Here is a 20,763-nt window from a genome sequence, read left to right as displayed (position 1 = left end):
CACGGGGCGCTGAGACCGCCGCAGGCTGAGCCGCGGGGCTCCGAACCGGGGCGGCCCGGAGCCGATGGCAGGCCGGGTCAGCGGGCCGAAGCCGGCGCGGGGGAGGTGCCGAGCTCTTTCGTCGGCACCCGGTACGTCTCCCGCGCCGTGGCCACCGCGATGGCGCTGATCGCGCACAGGATCGCGGTGAACACCCCGACGCCGGTCCACCCCTGCAGCCCGAGCCAGCCGTCGGGGGAGACGATCCCGGCCGCGGACGCCACGGCGAACCCGGCGATGGCGAACCCGATCTGCGTGCCGATCGCCATGCCGGACAGCCGTACGCGGGTGCTGAACATCTCCCCGTACAGGGCGGGCCAGATGCCGTTGGACGCGCTGTAGACCACGCCGAGCGTGAGGATGCCGACGGCGAACACCAGCGGATAGCTGCCCGCGTTGATGGCCGCCAGGTACGCGAAGATCATGATCGGGCTGCCGATCGCGCCGATGAGGAACACCGGCTTGCGCCCGATCCGGTCCGACAGCCGCGCCCACAGCGGGATCGCGACGAGCGCGACGGCGTTGGCGGCCACGCCGACCCAGAGCATGGTCGCGTTGTCGAGGCCGATCTCGTCGCTGGTGGCGTAGTTGAGCGCCCAGACCGTGAAGATCGTGCTGACGGTGGCGATGAGCGCCGCGCACACCACGCGCAGCACGCTCGCCCAGTGCTCGCGGAAGAGCTCGGCGAGCGGCAGGCGCGGCACGGTGCCGGCGGCGACCTCCTCTTCGAAGGCCGGGGTCTCCTCAAGCCGCCGCCTGATCATGTAACCGGCCACCGCCACGGCCACGCTCAGCCAGAACGGCACCCGCCAGCCCCAGCTCAGCAGCTGCTCATCGGGCAGTGCGGCCACCGGGATGAAGACGAACGTGGCCAGGATCTGCCCGAACTGGGTGCCGTTCAGGGTGAAGCTGGTGAAGTAGCCGCGCCGGTCGGTGGGGGAGTGCTCGAGCGTCATGGAGTTGGCGCTGGCCTGCTCGCCCGCCGCCGACAGCCCCTGCATGATGCGCAGCAGCACCAGCAGCACGGGCGCGGCCCCGCCGATCTGCTCGCGCGTGGGCAGGCAGCCGATGAGGAACGTCGACAGCCCCATCAGGACGAGCGTGAACACCATGATCTTCTTGCGGCCGAACCTGTCGCCGATGTGGCCGAGGAAGAACGCGCCCACCGGCCGGGCCGCGTAGGCGACGCCGAAGCTGGCCAGCGACTGGAGCGTGGCGGTCGCCGGGTCGGAGTCGTCGAAGAACACCTTGCCGAAGATCAGCGCGGCGGCGCTGCCGTAGATGAAGAAGTCGTAGTACTCCAGCGCGCTGCCGATCCAGGCGGCGAAGGCGGCCTTGCGCGGCGTTCCCCTGCTCAGGGGGCTGCCTGGGGAGTTGCCTGGCGAGTTGTCGGTCACGTGGGCTCCTCGGGCTTCTGGTGAGCGTGGTGGCGGCGGCCCCCGGCGCCGGTTACCCGTGTTTTACGAACTAGATAGTTAATTAACGTGGGAGCAATGCTGACGTGGCGCGGGTCACATGTCAAGGACGTCTTCCCGGGGAGCGGCTCGTGCGTTATAACGAACTCACTAGTCCGTACGTTATTGGCCGGCCGAGGAGAACCGCATGACCTCGTACCTGATCGGGCTGATCGGCTCGGGCATCGGTCCCTCGCTGAGCCCTCCGCTGCACGAGCGCGAAGCCGCACACCACGGCCTGCGCTACGTCTACCGGCTGCTCGACACCGACCGGCTCGGCGACGACGCCGGTGAGCTGCTGCGCACGGCCCGCCGCTTCGGCTACGACGGGCTCAACATCACCCACCCCTGCAAGCAGGCCGTCATCCCGCACCTGGACGAGCTGTCGCCCGACGCCGCCATGCTGGGCGCGGTCAACACGGTCGTCTTCGACGGCGAACGCGCCGTCGGCCACAACACCGACTGGACGGGCTTCGCCGAGTCGTTCACCCGCGGCCTGCCCGGCGCGCCCACCCGCCACGTCGTCCAGCTCGGGGCGGGCGGCGCGGGCGCCGCCGTCGGGCACGGGCTGCTCACGCTCGGCGCGGACGTGCTGACCGTGGTGGACGCCGACCCCGGCAGGGCGGCGGCGCTCGCCGACCGGCTCGCCGAGCGGCACGGCGCGGGCCGCGTGCGGCAGGGCCGTACCGCAGACCTGCCCGCGCTGCTGGAGGGCGCCGACGGCCTGCTCCACGCCACGCCCACCGGCATGGCGCACCACCCCGGGATGCCGCTGCCCGCCGAGCTGCTGCGCCCCGAGCTGTGGGTGGCCGACATCGTCTACCGGCCGCTGGAGACCGAGCTGCTCAAGCAGGCGAGGGCGCTCGGCTGCCGGACACTCGACGGCGGCGGCATGGTCGTCTTCCAGGCCGCGCACGCGTTCCGCCTGTTCACCGGCCGTACGCCCGACGCCGAGCGGATGCTCGCCCACCTGACCGACCTGACTGACTGAGCCGACCCTGACCGAGCCGACCCTGACCGGGCTGATTCTGACTGGGCCGACCTTACTGGGCCGACCTTGTTGGACCGACCCGATCGGCCGGTCGCGGCCGAGGAGGAGCCGTGCGCAAGTCGATCGCCACCGTGTCGGTGAGCGGCACGCTGACGGAGAAGCTGGCGGCCGTGGCCGCCGCGGGCTTCGACGGTGTGGAGATCTTCGAAAACGACCTGCTCGCCTGCCCGCTCCCGCCCGAGGAGATCCGGGCCAGGGCCGCCGACCTCGGGCTCACCATCGACCTCTACCAGCCGTTCCGCGACTTCGAGTGCGTGCCGAGAGCCCGGCTGCGCGCCAACCTGGAGCGGGCCGAGCACAAGTTCCGCCTGATGGAGCGGCTCGGCGCGGATCTGCTGCTGGTCTGCTCGAACGTCTCGCCGGAGACCATCGCCGACGACGGGCTGGCCGCCGAGCACCTGCGGCTGCTCGCCGAGCGGGCCGCCGAGCACGGCATCCGCATCGCGTACGAGGCGCTGGCCTGGGGCAGGCACGTCAACGAGTACCTGCACGCCTGGCACATCGTGCGCCAGGCCGACCACCCCAACCTCGGCACCTGCCTGGACAGCTTCCACATCCTCTCGCGCGGCTCCGACCCGCTCGGCATCGAGGCCATCCCCGGCGAGAAGATCTTCTTCCTCCAGCTCGCCGACGCGCCGCTGCTCGCCATGGACGTGCTCCAGTGGAGCCGCCACCACCGCTGCTTCCCCGGCCAGGGCGGCTTCGACGTGGCCCGGGTGGTCAGGCACGCGCTCAACGCCGGGTACGCGGGCCCGCTGTCCCTTGAGGTGTTCAACGACCACTTCCGCCAGGCCGGCACCGCGCGGACCGCCCGCGACGGCATGCGCTCGCTCATCGCGCTCGAAAGGCAGCTCCAAGGGGCGGTGCACCCGTCGGTGCCGGCGGGGTTCGCCTTCGCCGAGCTGTCCGGCACCGGCTCGCTGGGCGGGGTGCTGCCCGCGCTCGGCTTCACCCGTACGGGGCGGCACCGCGGCAAGCCGGTCGAGCTGTGGTCGCAGGGCGCGGCCCGCCTCCTGGTCAACGAGGCCGGTGCGGGTCAGGGGCCGGGGCTGCTCGCGATCGGCCTGGACAGCCCGGACCCCGGCCGTGCCGTCGAGCACGCAGAGTCGCTGCTGTCGCCCGTCCTGCCGCGCGAACGTGCGCCGCAGGACGCGATGCTGCACGCGGTCGCCGCGCCCGACGGCACGGAGATCTTCTTCTGCGACGACGGCTGGCTCGCCGACTTCCCGCCGGAGGACGGCTCCTCCTCGGACGACGGCTCGCCCCGAGGCGGCGGTTCCCCCTCGGCAGGCGGCTCCCCGGGGCACGGAGGCGGCGGGATCACCCACATCGACCACGTGGCGCTCGCCCAGCCGCCGCACTACTTCGACGAGGCCATGCTGTTCTACCGGGGCGTGCTCGGCCTGCAGCCGCAGGAGAGCCTGGAGGTGCCCGACCCGTACGGGCTGGTGCGCAGCCGGGCGATGTCCACCCCGTCCACCCCGTCCACCCCGCAGGGCACGGGGGAGGGGCCTGGCGTGCGCATGGTGCTCAACCTGGCCCAGGTCGGCGCCGGCCAGCCGCCGCCCCAGCACGTGGCGCTCGCCTGTACGGATGTGCTCGCCGTCGCCCGCAGGCTGCGCGCCGAGCATCCGGAGCTGCTGCTGCCGATCCCCGCCAACTACTACGACGACCTGGAGGCCCGCCACGACGTGCCGCCCGAGCTGCGGGAGCTGGGCGTGCTGTACGACCGCGACGAGCGCGGCGGCGCGTTCCTGCACCTCTACACGGTCACCGTGGGCCGGGTGTTCTTCGAGCTCGTTCAGCGGGTGGACGGATACGACGGCTACGGCGCGGTCAACGCCCCCATCCGCCTCGCCGCCCAGCACGCGGCCCCATGACGGCCCCCATGACGGCCCCCATGACGGTATGGCCGGCGGCCGGTACGCGAGCAGCCCCGCGGGGCCGCCTATGATGAGCGAATGACCTCGTCTCCCGCCACCGCCGAGCGCCGGCGGGACGCCGACCGCACGCGGGCGGAGATCCTCGACGTCGCTCAGCGCGAGTTCGCCCGTTACGGCTACGCCGGGGCCAGGGTCGATGAGATCGCGGCCCGCATGCGCACCACCAAGCGCATGATCTACTACTACTTCGGCAGCAAGGAGCGGCTGTACATCGCCGTCCTGGAGAAGGCGTACTCCGAGGTGCGTGCGGTCGAGCGCACGGTCGACGTCGAGCACCTGGAGCCGGTCGAGGCCATCCGCACGCTCGCCGAGCTGACGTTCGACCACCACGACGCCCACCGCGACTTCATCAAGCTGGTCGCGATCGAGAACATCCACCAGGCCGAGCACATCCGCAAGTCGGAGGTGCTGGCCAACCTGGGCGCGCCGGTGCTCGACCTCATCACCCGCATCCTGGAGGCCGGGCGGGCCAGCGGCGACTTCGTCACCGAGGCCGACGCCATCGACGTCCACATGATGATCAGCGCGTTCTGCTTCTTCCGCGTGGCCAACCAGCACACCTTCGGCGCGCTGTTCGGACGCGACATGACCGCGCCCGAACACCGCGACCGGCTGCGCCGCATGGTCGGCGAGATGGTGGTCGGCTACCTCTGCGGCGCCGGCGAACGCGGCTGACGGCCCGGCCGCGCCCCGGCTCACCGGCCCGGCCGCGCCCCGGCTCACCGGCCCGGCCCGCCGCGGTCTCGCCCTGGCCCGCCCGGCTCGCCGACCCGGTCCGGCCCCCGACCCTCCTAGGCGGCGGCCTGTCCCGCTCGGCCCTACCCCTGGTCGGCGGGGGCGGGGCCGGTGGAGCGGCGTGGCACCAGGGTCGGGGTGACGGAGAAGCGCATGGCGGCCGCACGCCCTTCGACGCGTTCGAGCAGCAGCCGTGCCGCCGTCCTGCCCATGAGCACGCCGTCCTGATCGACGCTGGTGAGCGAGATGTTGGCCATCGCCGCCAGCTTGGTGTTGTCGTAGCCGGCCACCGACATGTCGCCGGGCACCGACAGCCCCGCCTCGTGCAGGGCCGCGAGCGCGCCGAACGCCGCCTGGTCGTCGCCCGCGAAGATGGCGGTCGGCCGGGGCGAACGGGCCAGCAGCTCGCGCGTGCCGTCGTAGCCGCCCTCCTCGGTCCAGCTCGTGACGGCGATCGCGATCTCGGCGGCCAGGCCGTGCTCGTCCATCACCCTGCGGTAGGTCTCCGCCCTGGTCAGGTGGGGCAGTGCGACCGGCCGGCCGCGTCCGGGGCAGCGCTGCGAGATGTGGCCGATGCGGCGGTGGCCCAGCTCGATGAGGTGGCGCACGACCAGCTCGGTGCCGGCGTCATCGTCGTCGAAGACCGCGTCGTACGCCGATGAGCGCTCGTGGCGGCCGAGCACGATGAGCGGCATCTCGGCGGACACCTCCTCCAGCCGTGACTTCGCGGTGAGGGGCGCGATCATCAGGATGCCGTCCACCTGCCGGTCGATCAGCGCCTCGATCGCCCGGCTCTCGGCGGCCAGGTCCGTGCCGCCGCCCTGGACGAGGATGGCCTGGTAGCTGGTGCCCGCGAGCTGCTCGTTCACGCCGTCCAGCACGTCGGCGAAGAACGGGTTGCGGATGTGGGGGAGCAGCACCCCGATGGTGAACGTGCGCCCGCGCATGGCCCTGGCCGCCGCGTGGGGACGGTAGCCCAGCTCCTCGATGGCCGCCTTGACCCGGTCGCGCATGGCGGGGCTGGCGCCGTAGGCGTTGCGCAGCACCTTGGAGACGGCGGTGGTGGACACCTGGGCGTGGCGGGCCACGTCCGCGATCGTCACCCGCCGCCTGGGCCCGCGCTCCGCCATGAGTCCCGCCTTCCGTTCGTCGGTGACGAGTGTAGGAGCCCGCGCTGCCACCCGGCAGCCTGGTGAGCAACGATGCCCTGAAAGCGACGTCCAAAGTCGCCATTCGGCGCAGGAGCTGGGGTGAGGAGTGGACATCGTTTTCCACAACAGCGTCTTGACGCACCCTCACGCGGCGTTTTACGTTAGCTCGCGGCGACGCTGTTAAAACGTTTCAAGCTTTCCCGCTGATCTCCGTACTCCTCATCCGCCTCGTCCGCACGACCGTGGCCGGCATCGACCGCCGGGGCCATCAAGGGCCGACCTGAAGGAGCGCCTTGCTACACGTCACACCACCCACCTTCGAGCACCACCGCGACCCCCTCGGCATCGGCGAGAGCCGCCCCCGCCTGTCCTGGACCGTCGCCACCGACCTGCCCGGCTGGACGCAGGCGGCGTACGAGATCGAAACCCGCACCGCGAGCGACGCGAGCGAGACATGGCGCGTCGAGTCGGCGGAGTCGGTGCTCGTGCCCTGGCCCGCCGAGCCGCTGCGGTCGCGCGAGCGGCGCGAGGTCCGCGTCCGCGTCCACGGCGGCGACGGCTCCGCGAGCGACTGGAGCCCCTGGGCGGCGGTCGAGACCGGCCTGCTGGAGCCCGCCGACTGGCGTGCGGGGGCCGCCGCGCCGCCCCGTGACCTGCTCGGCCCGCCCGACGGCCCCGCCCTGCTGCTGCGCCGCGACTTCACCCTGCGCGGCCCCGTCGCGAGCGCCCGCCTGTACGTCACCGCACACGGCCTGTACGAGGCCGAGCTGAACGGCCGGGTCGTCGGCGACGACGTGCTCGCCCCCGGCTGGAGCAGCTACGACCGGCGGCTGCGCTACCGCACCCACGACGTCACCGGACTGCTGCGCGAGGGCCCCAACACGATCGGCGCGACCCTGGCCGACGGCTGGTACCGCGGCAGGATCGGCTTCGGCGGCGGCAAAACCGAGGTCTGGGGCGACCGTACGGCGCTCATCGCCCAGCTGGAGATCACCTACGCCGACGGCGGCACCGACCTGGTCGTCACCGACGAGCACTGGCGCTGCGCCACCGGCCCGATCACCGCCACCGGCCTGTACGACGGCGAGCGCTACGACGCCCGCCTGCTGCCCCAGGGCTGGTCGGAGCCCGGCTTCGACGCCTCCGCATGGACGCCCGCCGAGGTGCTCGACCACGACCCCGCCAGGCTCGTCGCACCCACCGGCCCGCCGGTGCGCAGGGTCGAGACGCTGCGCCCGCGGCAGGTGCTCACCGGGCCGTCGGGGGAGACCATACTCGACTTCGGGCAGAACATCTCCGGGCGGTTGCGCATCCGCGTCCAGGGCCCGGCCGGGCACACGATCACCCTGCGCCACGCCGAGGTCCTGGAGAACGGCGCGCTCAGCCTGCGCCCGCTGCGGCACGCCGCCGCCACCGACACCTACACGCTGCGCGGCGACGACGCCCCGGAGCAGTGGGAGCCCCGCTTCACCATGCACGGCTTCCGCTACGCCCAGATCGACGGCTGGCCGGGCCCGCTACCCGACGGCCTCGAGGCGGCGGCCGCAGGCGGCGATGCGCAGGTGGCCGAAGACGGGTTCGGTGACGGGGACGGCGCGAAGACGGGGATCGAAGCGGTCGTGTGCCACACCGACCTGCGCCCCACCGGCTCGTTCCGCTGCTCCGATCCCGACCTCAACCGCTTCCACGACAACGCCGTCTGGAGCCTGCGCGGCAACTTCGTGGACGTGCCCACCGACTGCCCCCAGCGCGACGAACGCCTCGGCTGGACGGGCGACCTCCAGGTCTTCGCGCCCACCGCGTCCTTCCTCTACGACTGCGCGGGCCCGCTGTCCTCCTGGCTCGCCGACCTCGCCGCCGAGCAGGCCAAGCTCGGCACCGTGCCGCACTACGTGCCGTGGGTGCCGCTGATGCCCGCCGAGCCCGCCGCCGCGTGGGGCGACGCGGCCGTCATCGTGCCCTGGGTGCTGTACCAGCGCTACGGCGACGTCGGGCTGCTGCGCACCCAGTACGCCGGCATGAAGGCGTGGGTGGACCACATCGCAGAACGGGCGGGCGAGAGCCACCTGTGGGACACCGGCTTCCAGTGGGGCGACTGGCTCGACCCGGCCGCGCCGCCCGACAAGCCGGGCAAGGCACGTACGGACCCCGCCCTGGTCGCCACCGCCTACCACGCCAGAACGGCGCGGATCGTCGCCGAGACCGCCGCGCTGCTCGGCCACGACGATGACGCGGCCCGCTACGCGGCGCTGGCCGGCGAGGTGCGGGCGGCGTTCGCGCGCGAATTCGTCACCCCGTCGGGGCGGCTGGCCTGCGACACGCAGACCGCGTACGCGCTGGCGATCTGCTTCGACCTGCTGGAGACGCCGCGGCAGCGGAAGCGGGCGGGACGGCGGCTGGCCGAGCTGGTCGCGGCCGACGGTCACCGCATCGGCACGGGGTTCGTGGGCACGCCGCTGATCTGCGACGCGCTGGCGGCGGTCGGCGAGTACGGCACCGCCTACGAGCTGCTGACCCAGCGCGAGTGCCCGTCGTGGCTGTACCCCGTCACGATGGGCGCCACCACGATCTGGGAGCGCTGGGACAGCATGCTGCCCGACGGCAGCGTCAACCCGGGCGAGATGACCTCGTTCAACCACTACGCGCTAGGCGCGGTCGCCGACTTCCTGCACCGTACGGTCGCCGGGCTCGCCCCCGCCGCCCCCGGCTACCGGCGGCTGCGGGTCGCGCCGCGTCCCGGAGGCGGGCTGACCGAGGCGGAGGCGGCGCTCGACACCCCGTACGGGCCTGCCCGCGTCGCCTGGACCAGGGCGGGCGGCGAGGTGACCGTCACCGTCACCGTGCCGCCCGGCGTGACCGCCGAGCTGGACCTGCCGTTCAAGGGCGCGCCCGCCGAGGTGGGCGCGGGCACCCACACCTTCACCGGCGAGCCGCAGGAGTGAGCCGGGCGCGGGCCCGGCGCGCTCAGCCGGGCCCGCGCGCCGCCAGGCGCTTGCCGAGTCGCTGGGCCGGCGCCTCGACGACGTGGTACGTGAGGATGCTGAGCGGAATCAGGACCAGGAGGTAGAGCGGCAGGTTCGGCAGCACGTGCAGCAGGATCGGGTGCAGCAGGTAGACGGAGAAGCTGATCACGCCGAGCCGCGGCAGCCAGGCGGGGAAGGTGCGCTCGCGCAGCCGGTACGCCAGCCAGAACGCGCAGAACGCCAGCACGATCGCCGGCGCCCAGGCCGGGTCGTCCTTGGCCGGCAGGCCGCAGCCCAGCACCACCAGCACCGCCGCGATCGCGGCCCGCCAGGAGATCGTGCCCTGCTCGGCCCGGTACATCGCCGTGCCGGCGAACATCGTGGCCAGGATGATCACGCCTTGCCAGGTGCCGCCCCTGCTGCCCAGCACCACCAGCGCGAGGCCCAGCAGCCCGCCCGCGACCGCGCCCGCCGTCCTGAGCGCGCCCCTGCCCAGCACGGTCACCGCGACGGCCGCGACCACCGCGAGGCCGAGCGACGCGGCGAGCAGGTCCGCCCGCCCGCCGATGACCGCCTTGGGCAGCAGCAGCCCGAGCGGCACGGCGGGCACCGCCAGCGCCACCGCGATCCCCGCCGACCGGTGCGACTGGCCGGCCGCGAACAGCGCCGCGCACATCAGGTAGAAGGCCATCTCGTACGACAGCGTCCAGGTGACGTTGATGACGGCGGGCAGGTTCAGCAGCTCCTGGAGCATGGTCACGTTGCCGAGCACGACCAGCGCCGCCGGCCGGTCGCCCAGCCCGTCCGGCACCGGCAGCGCCCCGGCCAGCGCTAACCCGAGCAGCAGCGCGCAGGCGACCAGCAGCAGCGGCAGCAGCCGGAACGCCCGGCCGGTCCAGAACGCGCGCAGATCGCCCTTACGCTCCAGCGAGGCTGGGATGATATAGCCGCTGACCAGGAAGAAGACGAACACGCCCCAGGTGCCCACGTCGACGCGCCGGTCCACCTCCGCCCAGATGCGGGGGATGAACGTCCACCGGCGTGATGCAGGGTGACGGCCAGCGCTGCCGGCCCTCGCAGGGCATCCAGCCAGGCCAACCGGGCGGGGGCCAGGAACATCTGCCGCAGTCTAGGCCATGTGCCGCGCCGGGCCGTTTCCCAGGGCGGGCGAATCCGGAATGAAGCCCTGTCGGATACCAGGTACCGGTATGGCGTGCGATCTTCTATCTTTACCGTGACATTGCGTCACGAAGGAGATGTCGATCGTGAAAAGCCTATCTGGCCGAGCCGTTCTCCGTACCAGCGCCGTCGCCGCCGTCGCCCTGGCCGGTGGCCTGCTCGTCGCTCCTCCCGCGAACGCCGCCGCGCCCGTCACGAGCGCGCCCGCCGTCACGACGGTGACGCTGACCGCCCAGCAGGCCGCCGCCGCGCGCCCGCGCAACGGCCGCATCCTCTACGACCGCATCAGCGGCGGGCTGGGCCAGCTCAAGATCAAGAACGGCACGTCGCGTGACGGCGTCGTCGCTCTGGTCAAGGGCAGGAAGAAGGCGATCAGCATCTACGTGCGCGCGAAGTCCAGCGCGACGATCCGGGACGTCAGGGACGGCACGTACACCATCTACTTCACCACCGGCACCCGCTACAGCGTCTCCAAGGGCCGCTTCACCCGCGGGGCCAGCTACCAGCGCTTCAACAACCGCCTGCGCTTCACCACGACCTCCCGGACGCGGACCATCTGGACGATCACCCTCAACCCGGTCAAGGGCGGCACCGCGCGGACGAGCCACGTCAACCCGAAGGACTTCCCGGCCTAGCCGGGTCGCTTGCGTGGAACGGCCGTGATCGAGGCGCCGGCCGAGCCGTCCGATCGCTGACCGCGACCCGTCCCGGCTCGGCTGACCAGCAGCCGTGCAAGCCCGGACACCGGCCCGCCACACGGGGGTCATGGGGCCCGCTGGTCACGGGTTTCCGTGTCGGGTCGGGCCGCCCCCGGGGGTCATAGGCCCGCTGGTCGCGGGTTTCCTTGCCGGGTCGGGTTGCCGTCGGGGGTAGTAGGCCCGCTGATCACCGGTTTCCGTGCCGGGTCGTGCCCCGCTCGGGTGTTACAGGCCCGCTGGTCAGGGGATTCCCCGCCAAGCCGTCCCGCGCTCGGGCCGGCGGCTGCGCGCCCCTTTCCGCAGCCGCCACCCCGCATCGGCCCGCTTGTGACCTGCCGCCGCTCCGCCGTGAGGCGCATCTGGCCTGCCGGCGCTCTCCCGCCGGGGCGCCTCAGGTCCGCTACCGCCTTGCGGCCGCCTCGTTTTGGCTCGCCCGCCGCTCCGCTGTCGGCACGTCACCGCCCCACCTCCGGCGCACGGCCGTCCCGCCTCCAGCCCGCTTGCGCCCGCAGGCACCTCGCGTCCGTCCCGTCGTCGTGCGTCCGGCTTGCTGACAGCCTGCCGCGCTCGGTCGTCGCCCCGCCACTGGCCCGCGGCCCGTCCGTCGCGTCCGGGCGCCGTCGCGTCCGGTCGCCGTTGCGTGCGGCGCCGTCGTGCGGCCGTCCCGCCCAAGCTGCGTTGCTACCCCGCCGTTGGCCGGTCGTCGGTGCGGGGGTGGTTTCTTCGCTCTGGGCGATCAGGACCCCGGGCGGAGATCATTGTGGTAGGAAAGATCCCCTTGTTGCCTCAAACGGGGGAAATATCGTTATGCTCACTAGACGCCGACTGCTCCAGGTCGGTGCCGGAATGGTGCCCGCCGTCGTGCTCGGCTCCGAGGCCGCCCACGCCAGTGCGATCCCGACGACGGGGGTCGTCCCCAGCGCGCTCGCGGGCTTCGACAACGCCATGAAGACGTACATCGCCGAGCGGAACATCTCCTGCGCCCAGCTCGCGGTGGCGAAGAACGGCAAGATCCTGCTGGCCCGCGGCTACGGCTCGTACGTCGCGAACGGCAAGACCGTGGCGGTGCAGCCGACCTCGCTCTTCCGCATCGCCAGCCTGAGCAAGAGCCTGACCGGGGCCGCGCTGGCCCGCCTGGCCCAGGACGGCAAGGTCGCGCTCGGCGCGAAGGTGGCGGACCTGCTCGGGCTGTCCACCTCGGCGGATCCGCGGCTGAAGGACGTCACGCTGTGGCGGCTGCTGCAGCACACCGGCGGCTGGGACCGCAGCGTGTCCCCGGACCCGCTCTGGTACGACCAGGGCATCGCCTCCGCGCTGGGCGTGTCGCTGCCGATCGACCACGACGACATCATCAAGTACGTCACGGCGAGGAAGCTCGACTTCACCCCGGGCAGCAAGTACGCCTACAGCAACTACGGCTACATGCTGGCCGGCCGGGTGATCGAGAAGCTGTCGGGCATGAGCTACGAGACGTACGTCCGCAACACGCTGCTCGCCCCGGTCGGGATCACCCGGATGCGGCTGGGCAGGAGCCTGCGCTCGCAGGCGTTCCCCACCGAGGTGACGTACGAGTCGCAGTACACCAGGAAGAGCGTCGTGGACGACTCGGGCGAGGTGGTGCCCTACCCGTACGGCGGCTTCAGCATGCCGAACCAGGACGCCAACGGCGGCTGGCTCGCCTCGGCGGTCGACATGGTCAAGTGGGGCTTCGTCTTCGACGCCTCCGGCCCGGTGCTCAACAAGACGTCGATCGGCCGCGTGTTCGCCAAGCCGGAGACGGGCGTCAACTCGAACGGCTCCTGGTACGGCCTCGGCTGGCACGTCCGTACGAACAATCTCGGCACGCTGAACACCTGGCACACCGGGTCCATGCCGGGCACGTACAGCTTCCTGGCCAGGATCCAGCACGGCGTCAGCTACTGCGCGATCTTCAACCGGCGCGAGGAAGAGGGCACGCCCGACTTCGACTCCATCGACCCGATCCTCGGCAAGGCGACCGGGGCCGTGAAGACGTGGCCCACGACGGACCTCACCTCGCGCTACTTCTGAGCGCTCCGCCGCTTCGAGTGCCGAGCCTCTTCCGAGCGCACGCGCCTCTTCTGAGCGGCGCGTCACTCCCGTGACCGCCACGCAGCGGAGCCCGGCGATCCCCGGCCGTGACGACGGCGGGGGATCGCCGGGCAAAGGATGCCTCATCTGCGGATTCGGCTTGACGAGCGATCTTAGATGCACCAGATTGTTCGCGTCTTTCAGCACCCTCAACAAGGAAAGCGAATGAAGCGAACCCTTATCGGTGCGGTCGCCGTCGCGGGCCTGGCGCAGTTCTTCGCCGCTCCCGCGCACGCCGCCCCCACCACGGATCCGGTCAAGGCGCTGCAGTCCCAGTTAGGGCAGGGCAAGGCGGTCAACCTGCAGGCCACCGCCAAGGTGACCTACAAGGCCGGACAGGTGGCCACCTCCGCCCTCGACGGCACCATCGGCTTCGGCCCGCGCGGGCCCGTCGCCTCCGACGTGGCCCACACCCTGCAGTACAGCCAGGCCCTGCTGCGCACCATGAAGAAGACCAGCCCGGCCGAGACCGAGGCCCTTCAGGCGGGGCCGATCCGCATGCTCTCCTCCGGTGGCGTGAGCTACGTCTCCGGCCCCGTGGTCGAGCAGGCGCTGCCGCCGGGCACGAGCTGGGTGCGCTACCGCAAGGTCGTCCAGCCGCCGAGCAACCTCGTCGTCGAGCCGCTCGACCCGGCCACGCTCAAGACCCTGGTCGCAGGCCGCACCTCGTGGAAGAACGGCATCCTCAAGGGCAGCGTGAAGGCCAGCAAGCTCGTCAAGTCCTCGAAGCCGTTCGCCGCCTTCTACGGCACGGGCTTCACCGCCAAGCGCGACGGGAAGATCGCCTACACGATCTACTTCGGTGACAAGGGCCTGGTGCGGCGGGTCGTCGCCAAGGCGACGCTGCCGATCGGCAAGAGCACCGTCCAGGTCGAGTCCGACACCCGTTACCGTGACTGGGGCCGCGAGGCGACCGTGCTGCTCCCGCTCGAGGGCGACGTGATCGACCGCAGCGAGGTCAAGGACGACACGCCCGACCAGGTGCCGGGCATCTGGAACTGACCCGCAGGAAAATCCGTGGCGGGCCCGCGCGGCCCGCCCGTACACTGATCCGCATGTCTACGCCCCGGACTTCTTAGCCCAGGACACCGGCTTCACGTCACCCTTGTGTCCTTGAGCTTTTCCGGAGCGTCATCCCATGCTTACCTTCCGTGGCGTCGCCGTGCGCGCCGGCGCCTCTCTGCTCATGTCCGGTGTCACCGGTCACGTCGCCCCCGGCGACCGCGTCGGCCTGGTCGGCCGCAACGGCGCGGGCAAGACCACCCTCATGAAGACCCTCGCCGGGCGGCTCCAGCCCGCCTCCGGCGAGATCGTCCGTACCGGCCCGGTCGGGTACCTGCCGCAGGACCCGGCCGCGGCCGACCCCGCGAGCACGGTCATCGGCCGCATTCTGTCGGCTCGCGGCCTCGATGAGGCCGTACGCGAGCTGCGCGCCGCCGAGACGGCGCTCGCCGAGACCGCCTCGGCCTCCCCACAGGCCGCAGAGAAGGCCATGGCCCGCTATGCCAGGGCCGAGGCCGAGTTCCAGGCGCGCGGCGGCTACCCGGCGGAGGCGGAGGCCGCCCGCGTCGCCGCCGGGCTCGGGCTGCCCGACCGGGTGCTCGACCAGCCGCTCGGCACGCTCTCCGGCGGTCAGCGCCGCCGCGTCGAGCTGGCCAGGGTCCTGTTCGCCGAGCCGGGCGTGCTGCTGCTCGACGAGCCGACGAACCACCTCGACCGCGACTCCATCGCCTGGCTGCGCACGTTCCTGCTCGGCTACCCGGGCGGGCTCGTCGTCATCAGCCACGACACGGACCTGCTCGCCGACGTGGTCAACCGGGTCTGGCACCTGGAGGACGGCACGCTGGAGATCCGCAACATGGGCTGGGAGGCGTACCTGGCCGAGCGGGAGGCCGACGACCGGCGCAGGGCCAGGCTGCGCGCCGCCGCCGAGCGCAAGGCCGCCGCGCTGCGCGCCCAGGCCGACCGCATGCGGTCCCGCTCGTCCACCGCCGTGCGCGCCCGCGACATGGCCCGCCGCGCCGAGCGCATGCTCGCCGAGACCCGCCCGGTGCGGCGCGCCGCCAAGGTCGCGCGGTTCCGGCTGCCCGAGCCCGCGCCCTGCGGCCGCACGCCGCTCGGCGCGATCAGCCTGACCAAGTCGTACGGCGGCCTGCCCGTGCTGACCGGCATCGACCTGGCCATCGACCGCGGCAGCAGGCTCGTCGTGCTCGGGCTGAACGGCGCGGGCAAGACCACCCTGCTCAAGATCCTCGCCGGGCATGAGCGGCCCGACTCCGGGCGGGTGGTGCACGGCCACGGGCTGCGCCTCGGCTACTTCGCCCAGGAGCACGACACCCTCGACCCCGCGCACACCGTCGGCCGCCACCTCGCCGAAGCCGCGCCGCACCTCAGCGACGGCGAGGCGCGGACGGTCCTCGGGTCGTTCCTGTTCGGCGGGGACGACGTGGACAAGCCGGTGGGGGTGCTGTCGGGCGGCGAGAAGACCAGGCTCGCGCTGGCCGGTCTGGTCAGCTCGCAGGCGAACGTGCTGCTGCTCGACGAGCCCACCAACAACCTCGACCCGGCGTCCAAGGCCGAGGTGCTGGGCGCGGTGGCGGCGTACGAGGGGGCCGTCGTGATGGTCACCCACGACGAGGAGGCCGTCGAGGCGCTCGCCCCTGACCGGGTGCTGCTGCTGCCCGACGGCGTCGAGGACATGTGGAACGAGGAGTACGCCGAGCTCGTCACCCTGGCCTAGCGGCCGGGTCGTCGCCGGCGTGAGGGGCGCGTGCCTGGGCAGGGGTCAGCTGAGGACCGCGCCCCCACGTGGGGCGAGCTGCGACGACAGGACGGCGACATGACCTCTGCACCCGATCCCCACCGGCCGGTCGCCCCTCCCATCCCGCCCGGCGCGGCGGAACCGGAGGACGCGGCCGAGGCCGCGATAGAGGCCGAGATCGGGCGCGTCAAGGAGCCGGCGCGGCTGCTGCGCGTCAGCACGATGGCCCGATCGATGCTCGACGAGGCGCGCGGGCTGCCGCTCGACGAGCACGCACGCGAGCAGCTCGGGCACATCCACGCGCGCGTCGTCGCGGAGATCGGCGAGTCGGTGGCGCCCGAGCTGCGCGAAGAGCTGGAACGGCTGCTGCCCGCCACGTCCGGCACCCTCACCCAGGGGGAGATCCGCATCGCGCAGAGCCAGCTCGTGGGCTGGCTCGAAGGGGTGTTCCAGGGCATCAAGGTGGGGCTGTCGCTCCACCAGGCGGCCCATCCCGAGCTGCCGGGACGTCCGGGACCGCCTCGCCCGCCGGGCGGCCCGGGCGCGGGCCCGTACCTGTGATCAGACCTTCATCGGCCTTTCACCGCGTACGTGACGAGCGTCGTCAGCACCTCCTTGACCGACTCGCGCTGCCGCACGTCGCACATCACGATCGGGATGTGCTCGGCAAGCCCGAGCGCCCGCCGCACCTTGGACGGCTCGTACCGGCGGGCGCCGTCGAAGCAGTTGACCCCCACCACGAACGGGATCTGCCGCTGCTCGAAGTAGTCGACGGCGGGGAAGCAGTCCTGCAGCCTGCGCGTGTCGGCGAGCACCACCGCGCCCAGCGCGCCGAGCGCCAGCTCGTCCCACATGAACCAGAACCGGTCCTGACCCGGCGTGCCGAACAGGTACAGCCACAGCCCGTCCCTGATCGTGATCCGGCCGAAGTCCAGCGCCACCGTGGTCGTGACCTTGGACTCCACGCCCGAGGTGTCGTCCACGCCGATGCCGCGGTCGCTCAGCAGCTCCTCGGTGTGCAGCGGCCGGATCTCGCTGATCGTGCCCACCATGGTCGTCTTGCCGACGCCGAAGCCGCCCGCGATGAGGATCTTGATGGCCAAGGCAGGGACGGCCGGCGCCGTCCCCGGCTCAGAGACTGCGTAGCCCATGGAGCACTTCCCTGTAGATGCGTTCGTCGATCGTCTGCGCGACGGGGCGCGGGCGGTCGATGGTGACGAGGCCGTCGCGGCGCAGATCGTCCAGGATGACCCTGGTGATGTTGATGGGCAGCCGGAGGTGCGCCGCGACGTCGGCCACGGGTGTGGGCCTGCGGCACAGCGCCAGCACGGAGCGATGCTCCGGCATCAGGTCCGGAGGCCCGGGGGCGTCGCCGGCCGTCGTGACGATGGTCATGAGGTCGAACGCCTCGCCCTGAGGCCGCGCCCGGCCCCCGGTCAGCCCGAACAGCCGGATCAGCGGCCCCGGATCGTCCCCGCTCACTGCCTCGAACCGTTCCAGGCCGGAGCCGGTGCCGCTCCTCTCGGTTGCGCGGAGAGGTGCTCGCCGACCCTCTTGACCATCAGCGCCATCTCGTACGTGACCATGCCCAGCTCGGCGTCCGCCGAGGCGAGCACGGCGAGCCTGGCGCCCTGGCCGGCGGCGGTGACGAACAGGAAGCCCTCCTCCAGCTCGATGATGGTCTGCCGGACGCCGCCCAGCCCGAAGTGCCGTCCCGCTCCGGTGGCGAGGCTGTGGCTGCCGGCCGAGATGGCGGAGAGGTGCTCGGCGTCCTCCCTGGTCAAGCCCTGGGAGCTGCCCATGTTCAGCCCGTCGGCGGACAGCACGATGGCGTGCCGGATGCCGGGCACGCGCTGGATGAGGTCGTCGAGCAGCCAGCTCAGTTCGCTTCTGGAGTCAGGCATCGGATTGGTCGTCCTTTCGGTTCCACATGTCGTGCTCGTGCCCCGTCTGGCGGCGGCCTTGCTGCCAGCCGCGTTGCATGGACGACATGAGCTGTGCGAGCTCCTCAGGGCTGCGCTCCGCCGCGACGACGCGCCGGTGCACGCGTCCGGAGTCACGTAGCTGGGGAGCGAGGCTGGCCTGCGGGATCCGCATGGGCAGCCCGTCGAGATCGTCGTCGGCGTCCTGAGGCGGCACCGTGACGCTCCACGCCTCCTTCGCCCCGCCGTTCCCCGGTGATCCGGGTACGGGCGTGGGCTTGGGGCCGCCGCCGGCCGGTCGCCGCATCGGCAGCTCCACGTCACCGGTGTCGGGCCCCGTGAGCGGGGGCCCCGAGCGTCCGTTGGCGTTTCCTGTGTTGTCTCCCATGGTGTGTCCCGTGGCGGGTGCCGTCGCGGGTCTCGTCGTGGGGGAGCCGGGTGCCGGCTCCGGTTCGGGGCCGGCCTGGCGGCCGGGACGGTGCCGGACAGCCAGGCGGGCTCGGGCGTCCAGGTCGTGCCGGGTTCCGGCGCGCTGTCCCGGTGCGGGGCGTCGAACCAGGTGCCGCGCTCGGGGGCGGTGCTCGTGTCCTGCCCCCAGGATGAGCTCGGCGCGGTGGACGAGCCGGCGGTGAGCGCCGGGCGCTGGGCTTCGGCGAGCAGCGAAGCGGGCAGCAGCACGATGGCGGTGGTCCCGTCGTACGGCGAGCGCCGCAGCATGACCTTGATGCCGTGCCGGGCGGCGAGCCTGGCGACCACGAACAGGCCGAGCCGGTCGGTGTCGTCCAGGTCGAACTCCGGCACGTCCGACAGGCGGGCGTTCAGCTCGGCGAGCGTGGCGTCGTTCAGGCCCAGCCCGCGGTCCTCGATCTCCAGCGCCAGCCCGTTGGCCGCGGTGAGGCCGCGCACGCTCACGGTGGTGTTGGGCGGCGAGTAGACGGTGGCGTTCTCGACCAGCTCGGCGACCAGGTGGATGACGTCGGTGACGGCCGGGCCGACGAGCAGCGGCGCGTCCTGCATGGGCGCGACGGTGACCCGCGTGTAGTCCTCGACCTCCAGCACGGCGGCGCGTACGACGTCGAACAGCGGCACCGGGTCGCGCCAGCGGCGCGCGGGCGCGGAGTCGGACAGGATGATGAGGTTCTCGGCGTGCCGCCGCATGCGGGTGGTCAGGTGGTCGAGCTTGAACAGGTCCTCAAGGACGTCCGGCTCCTCCACCCTGCGCTCCATCGTGTCGAGCAGCGAGAGCTGGCGGTGCAGCAGCGCCTGGTTGCGCCGGGCCAGGTTGAGGAAGACCTGGCTGACGCCCTTGCGCAGCGCGGCCTGGCCGACGGCGGCCTCGACGGCGGTGCGGCGCACCGCGGCGAAGGCGTCGACCACGCGGTCCACCTCGGCGGTCTCGGCCGGTTCGAGCGGGGGCGCCTCGGTGGCCGGGTCCACGTCCTCGCCGCGGCGCAGCCGTTCGACGAGGCGGGGCAGCCGCTGCTCGGCCAGCTCGACCGCCGAGCCCTGCAGCCGGTGCAGCTCGCCGACCAGCGAGCGGCTGAACCGGTACGACAGCGCCAGCGACACCAGCACCGCCGCCAGGCCGATCAGCAGGACCAGCCCGATCCGCCAGTACGCGCCGACCTTCTGGCTCTCGGCCTCGGCGGCGGCCCTGGCCAGCTCGGCCTGCGTGGCCTGGTTGATCTGGGCCAGCACGGCCTCGGCGTCCGCGCGCCACTCGTTGCCGTTCACCGGCGGCGCGCCGCCCGTGTCGAAGGTGAACAGCTCGTCCTCGACCGCGACCACGCGCTGGTAGGCCTCGCTCGCCACCAGCTTGTCGTAGGCGGCCCGCAGCTCGGGCCCGGCGTCGCGCTCGGCGTTGGCGAAGACGAGCCGGCGGCTGGTCATGGCGGCCACGAACGCGGCGCGGTCGGTGGGGGTCATCCTGCGGTGCACGATCGTGCTGGTCAGCACCGCGTGCTCGCGCCACAGGTATTCGGCGGTGGCGCTGTAGGCGGCCATGCCGCGCACGGCGCGGTAGGAGGAGACGTCGCTCAGCGCGTCCCGGTCGGTGAACTGCCGGTTCACCACCGCGATCAGGTTGTTGTACGCCTCGATGATGGTCAGCGGCGGGGCCAGTACGCCGCCGTCGGCGGAGGCCCGCAGCGACTGGAGCCCGTCGAGGGCCTGCACCATCGCCTCGACCTGAGCCGGCGCCTCATCGGTCTCGCCTTCGAGGATGTCGTCGATGATCTCGCGGATCCTGGCGACCTGGGCGTCGGTCTTGTGCCGCTGGTCGGTGAGCGGCCTGTACGCCGCCGTGCTGCCGGGCGCCTCGGCGGAGAGCTTGCGCTCGCGCTGCAGCTCGACGATCAGCTGGAGCAGCGGGGAGCCGATGGCCTCCCAACGGTCCTGCGTCTGCGAGACCTCGACGATCTCGTCCACGCTCGAGTAGGCGATGAACCCCCATAACGCGACCATCGAGACCAGCGGGAGTAAAAGAATCCTGAGCAGCTTGGTACGGATCGGCGGGGGCGAACTCATCCTTCATCCATTCCGCGCGTGCCTGTGCGCTGCCGGGTGGCCGTGGACTCGCTACCGCCCCCCGAGGTTGCCCGCCACGACCTGATTGCGCCTGTGGTCCGTCCACTATGCCGATGGGGCAGATGTACTTCAAGGTACGGATGCGAAGAAACATCGCGAATGGTGGGTTGACTCTTTGTCAACCTACGATTCGTGAATCGTGACGGCCGTCATGCCACGCACAGTGACCAAT

15 protein-coding genes are annotated in these 20,763 nt (G+C 72.3%); 9 read left to right on the top strand and 6 right to left on the bottom strand.

The annotated features are described in order from the left end of the window. Window positions 1-77: 77 nt before the first annotated feature. Window positions 78-1,436: an MFS transporter gene (locus WBK31_RS24035; protein WP_364055927.1), complete on the bottom strand. Its 1,359-nt coding sequence runs from the start codon at window positions 1,434-1,436 to the stop codon at window positions 78-80. Between the two features lie 205 nt (window positions 1,437-1,641). On the opposite strand from WBK31_RS24035, the gene WBK31_RS24030 reads away from it, so the two are divergent. The 3 genes from WBK31_RS24030 to WBK31_RS24020 all read left to right on the top strand — a co-directional run bounded on the left by WBK31_RS24030 (window position 1,642) and on the right by WBK31_RS24020 (window position 5,162). After that, window positions 1,642-2,484 (top strand): shikimate dehydrogenase, encoded by an 843-nt coding sequence (locus WBK31_RS24030; protein ID WP_406673172.1) that lies wholly within the window; start codon window positions 1,642-1,644, stop codon window positions 2,482-2,484. Between the two features lie 110 nt (window positions 2,485-2,594). Further along, entirely contained in the window at window positions 2,595-4,424 is a 1,830-nt protein-coding gene (locus WBK31_RS24025; protein ID WP_364055921.1) for a TIM barrel protein, read from the top strand. Between the two features lie 81 nt (window positions 4,425-4,505). Then, window positions 4,506-5,162, top strand: coding sequence for a TetR/AcrR family transcriptional regulator (locus WBK31_RS24020; protein WP_364055918.1), 657 nt, complete (start codon window positions 4,506-4,508; stop codon window positions 5,160-5,162). 143 nt (window positions 5,163-5,305) lie between these two features. On the opposite strand, the gene WBK31_RS24015 is transcribed toward WBK31_RS24020, so the two are convergent. Beyond that, the gene (locus WBK31_RS24015; RefSeq protein WP_406673171.1) at window positions 5,306-6,352 is read right to left on the bottom strand and encodes a LacI family DNA-binding transcriptional regulator; all 1,047 of its coding nucleotides are present in this window, start codon (window positions 6,350-6,352) and stop codon (window positions 5,306-5,308) included. 314 nt (window positions 6,353-6,666) lie between these two features. On the opposite strand from WBK31_RS24015, the gene WBK31_RS24010 reads away from it, so the two are divergent. Further along, on the top strand, window positions 6,667-9,315 hold the full coding sequence (locus tag WBK31_RS24010; protein ID WP_406673170.1) for a family 78 glycoside hydrolase catalytic domain: 2,649 nt from the start codon (window positions 6,667-6,669) through the stop codon (window positions 9,313-9,315). 22 nt (window positions 9,316-9,337) lie between these two features. Here WBK31_RS24010 and WBK31_RS24005 read toward each other — a convergent pair whose 3' ends face one another. Next, on the bottom strand, window positions 9,338-10,342 hold the full coding sequence (locus WBK31_RS24005) for an acyltransferase family protein (protein ID WP_378787447.1): 1,005 nt from the start codon (window positions 10,340-10,342) through the stop codon (window positions 9,338-9,340). 259 nt (window positions 10,343-10,601) lie between these two features. Between WBK31_RS24005 and WBK31_RS24000 the strand changes: the two genes are divergently transcribed. The 5 genes from WBK31_RS24000 to WBK31_RS23980 all read left to right on the top strand — a co-directional run bounded on the left by WBK31_RS24000 (window position 10,602) and on the right by WBK31_RS23980 (window position 16,644). Beyond that, entirely contained in the window at window positions 10,602-11,150 is a 549-nt protein-coding gene (locus WBK31_RS24000; protein ID WP_364055906.1) for a hypothetical protein, read from the top strand. 870 nt (window positions 11,151-12,020) lie between these two features. Next, a complete protein-coding gene (locus tag WBK31_RS23995; RefSeq protein ID WP_364055903.1) occupies window positions 12,021-13,262 on the top strand; it encodes a serine hydrolase domain-containing protein in 1,242 nt (413 codons plus the stop codon). A 225-nt stretch (window positions 13,263-13,487) separates the two neighbouring features. Next, window positions 13,488-14,324 carry a hypothetical protein gene (locus tag WBK31_RS23990; RefSeq protein ID WP_406673169.1) on the top strand — a complete coding sequence of 279 codons (837 nt, stop codon included), beginning with the start codon at window positions 13,488-13,490 and terminating at the stop codon, window positions 14,322-14,324. Window positions 14,325-14,460: 136 nt separating this feature from the next. Continuing rightward, a complete protein-coding gene (locus tag WBK31_RS23985) occupies window positions 14,461-16,062 on the top strand; it encodes an ABC-F family ATP-binding cassette domain-containing protein (protein ID WP_364055898.1) in 1,602 nt (533 codons plus the stop codon). A 99-nt stretch (window positions 16,063-16,161) separates the two neighbouring features. Next, a complete protein-coding gene (locus tag WBK31_RS23980) occupies window positions 16,162-16,644 on the top strand; it encodes a proteasome activator (protein WP_378787451.1) in 483 nt (160 codons plus the stop codon). 8 nt (window positions 16,645-16,652) lie between these two features. Here WBK31_RS23980 and WBK31_RS23975 read toward each other — a convergent pair whose 3' ends face one another. Genes WBK31_RS23975 through WBK31_RS23965 form a run of 3 tightly spaced genes read right to left on the bottom strand, consistent with a single transcriptional unit; the run spans window position 16,653 to window position 20,531 of the window. After that, window positions 16,653-17,234, bottom strand: coding sequence for an ATP/GTP-binding protein (locus tag WBK31_RS23975; RefSeq protein ID WP_364055894.1), 582 nt, complete (start codon window positions 17,232-17,234; stop codon window positions 16,653-16,655). After that, a complete protein-coding gene (locus tag WBK31_RS23970; RefSeq protein ID WP_406673168.1) occupies window positions 17,215-17,565 on the bottom strand; it encodes a DUF742 domain-containing protein in 351 nt (116 codons plus the stop codon). The genes WBK31_RS23975 and WBK31_RS23970 overlap by 20 nt, the downstream gene beginning before the upstream one ends. Beyond that, a complete protein-coding gene (locus WBK31_RS23965; RefSeq protein ID WP_406673167.1) occupies window positions 17,562-20,531 on the bottom strand; it encodes a nitrate- and nitrite sensing domain-containing protein in 2,970 nt (989 codons plus the stop codon). Before WBK31_RS23965 ends, WBK31_RS23970 begins: the two co-directional genes overlap by 4 nt. Window positions 20,532-20,763 lie beyond the last annotated feature (232 nt).

This window comes from Nonomuraea sp. N2-4H, assembly GCF_045291505.1.
Lineage (GTDB): Bacteria > Actinomycetota > Actinomycetes > Streptosporangiales > Streptosporangiaceae > Nonomuraea > Nonomuraea fastidiosa.
Note: the sequence above shows the minus strand (reverse complement) of the source record. Positions and strands in the feature narration are given on the sequence as shown.

Excerpts from the sequence above, each read along its gene's own strand:
- WBK31_RS24030 (WP_406673172.1), top strand. The coding sequence starts at position 1,642 with ATGACCTCGTACCTGATCGGGCTGATCGGCTCGGGCATCGGTCCCTCG.
- WBK31_RS24020 (WP_364055918.1), top strand. The coding sequence starts at position 4,506 with ATGACCTCGTCTCCCGCCACCGCCGAGCGCCGGCGGGACGCCGACCGC.
- WBK31_RS24015 (WP_406673171.1), bottom strand. The coding sequence starts at position 6,352 with ATGGCGGAGCGCGGGCCCAGGCGGCGGGTGACGATCGCGGACGTGGCC.
- WBK31_RS23995 (WP_364055903.1), top strand. The coding sequence starts at position 12,021 with ATGCTCACTAGACGCCGACTGCTCCAGGTCGGTGCCGGAATGGTGCCC.
- WBK31_RS23990 (WP_406673169.1), top strand. The coding sequence starts at position 13,488 with ATGAAGCGAACCCTTATCGGTGCGGTCGCCGTCGCGGGCCTGGCGCAG.
- WBK31_RS23985 (WP_364055898.1), top strand. The coding sequence starts at position 14,461 with ATGCTTACCTTCCGTGGCGTCGCCGTGCGCGCCGGCGCCTCTCTGCTC.
- WBK31_RS23980 (WP_378787451.1), top strand. The coding sequence starts at position 16,162 with ATGACCTCTGCACCCGATCCCCACCGGCCGGTCGCCCCTCCCATCCCG.
- WBK31_RS23975 (WP_364055894.1), bottom strand. The coding sequence starts at position 17,234 with ATGGGCTACGCAGTCTCTGAGCCGGGGACGGCGCCGGCCGTCCCTGCC.
- WBK31_RS23965 (WP_406673167.1), bottom strand. The coding sequence starts at position 20,531 with ATGAGTTCGCCCCCGCCGATCCGTACCAAGCTGCTCAGGATTCTTTTA.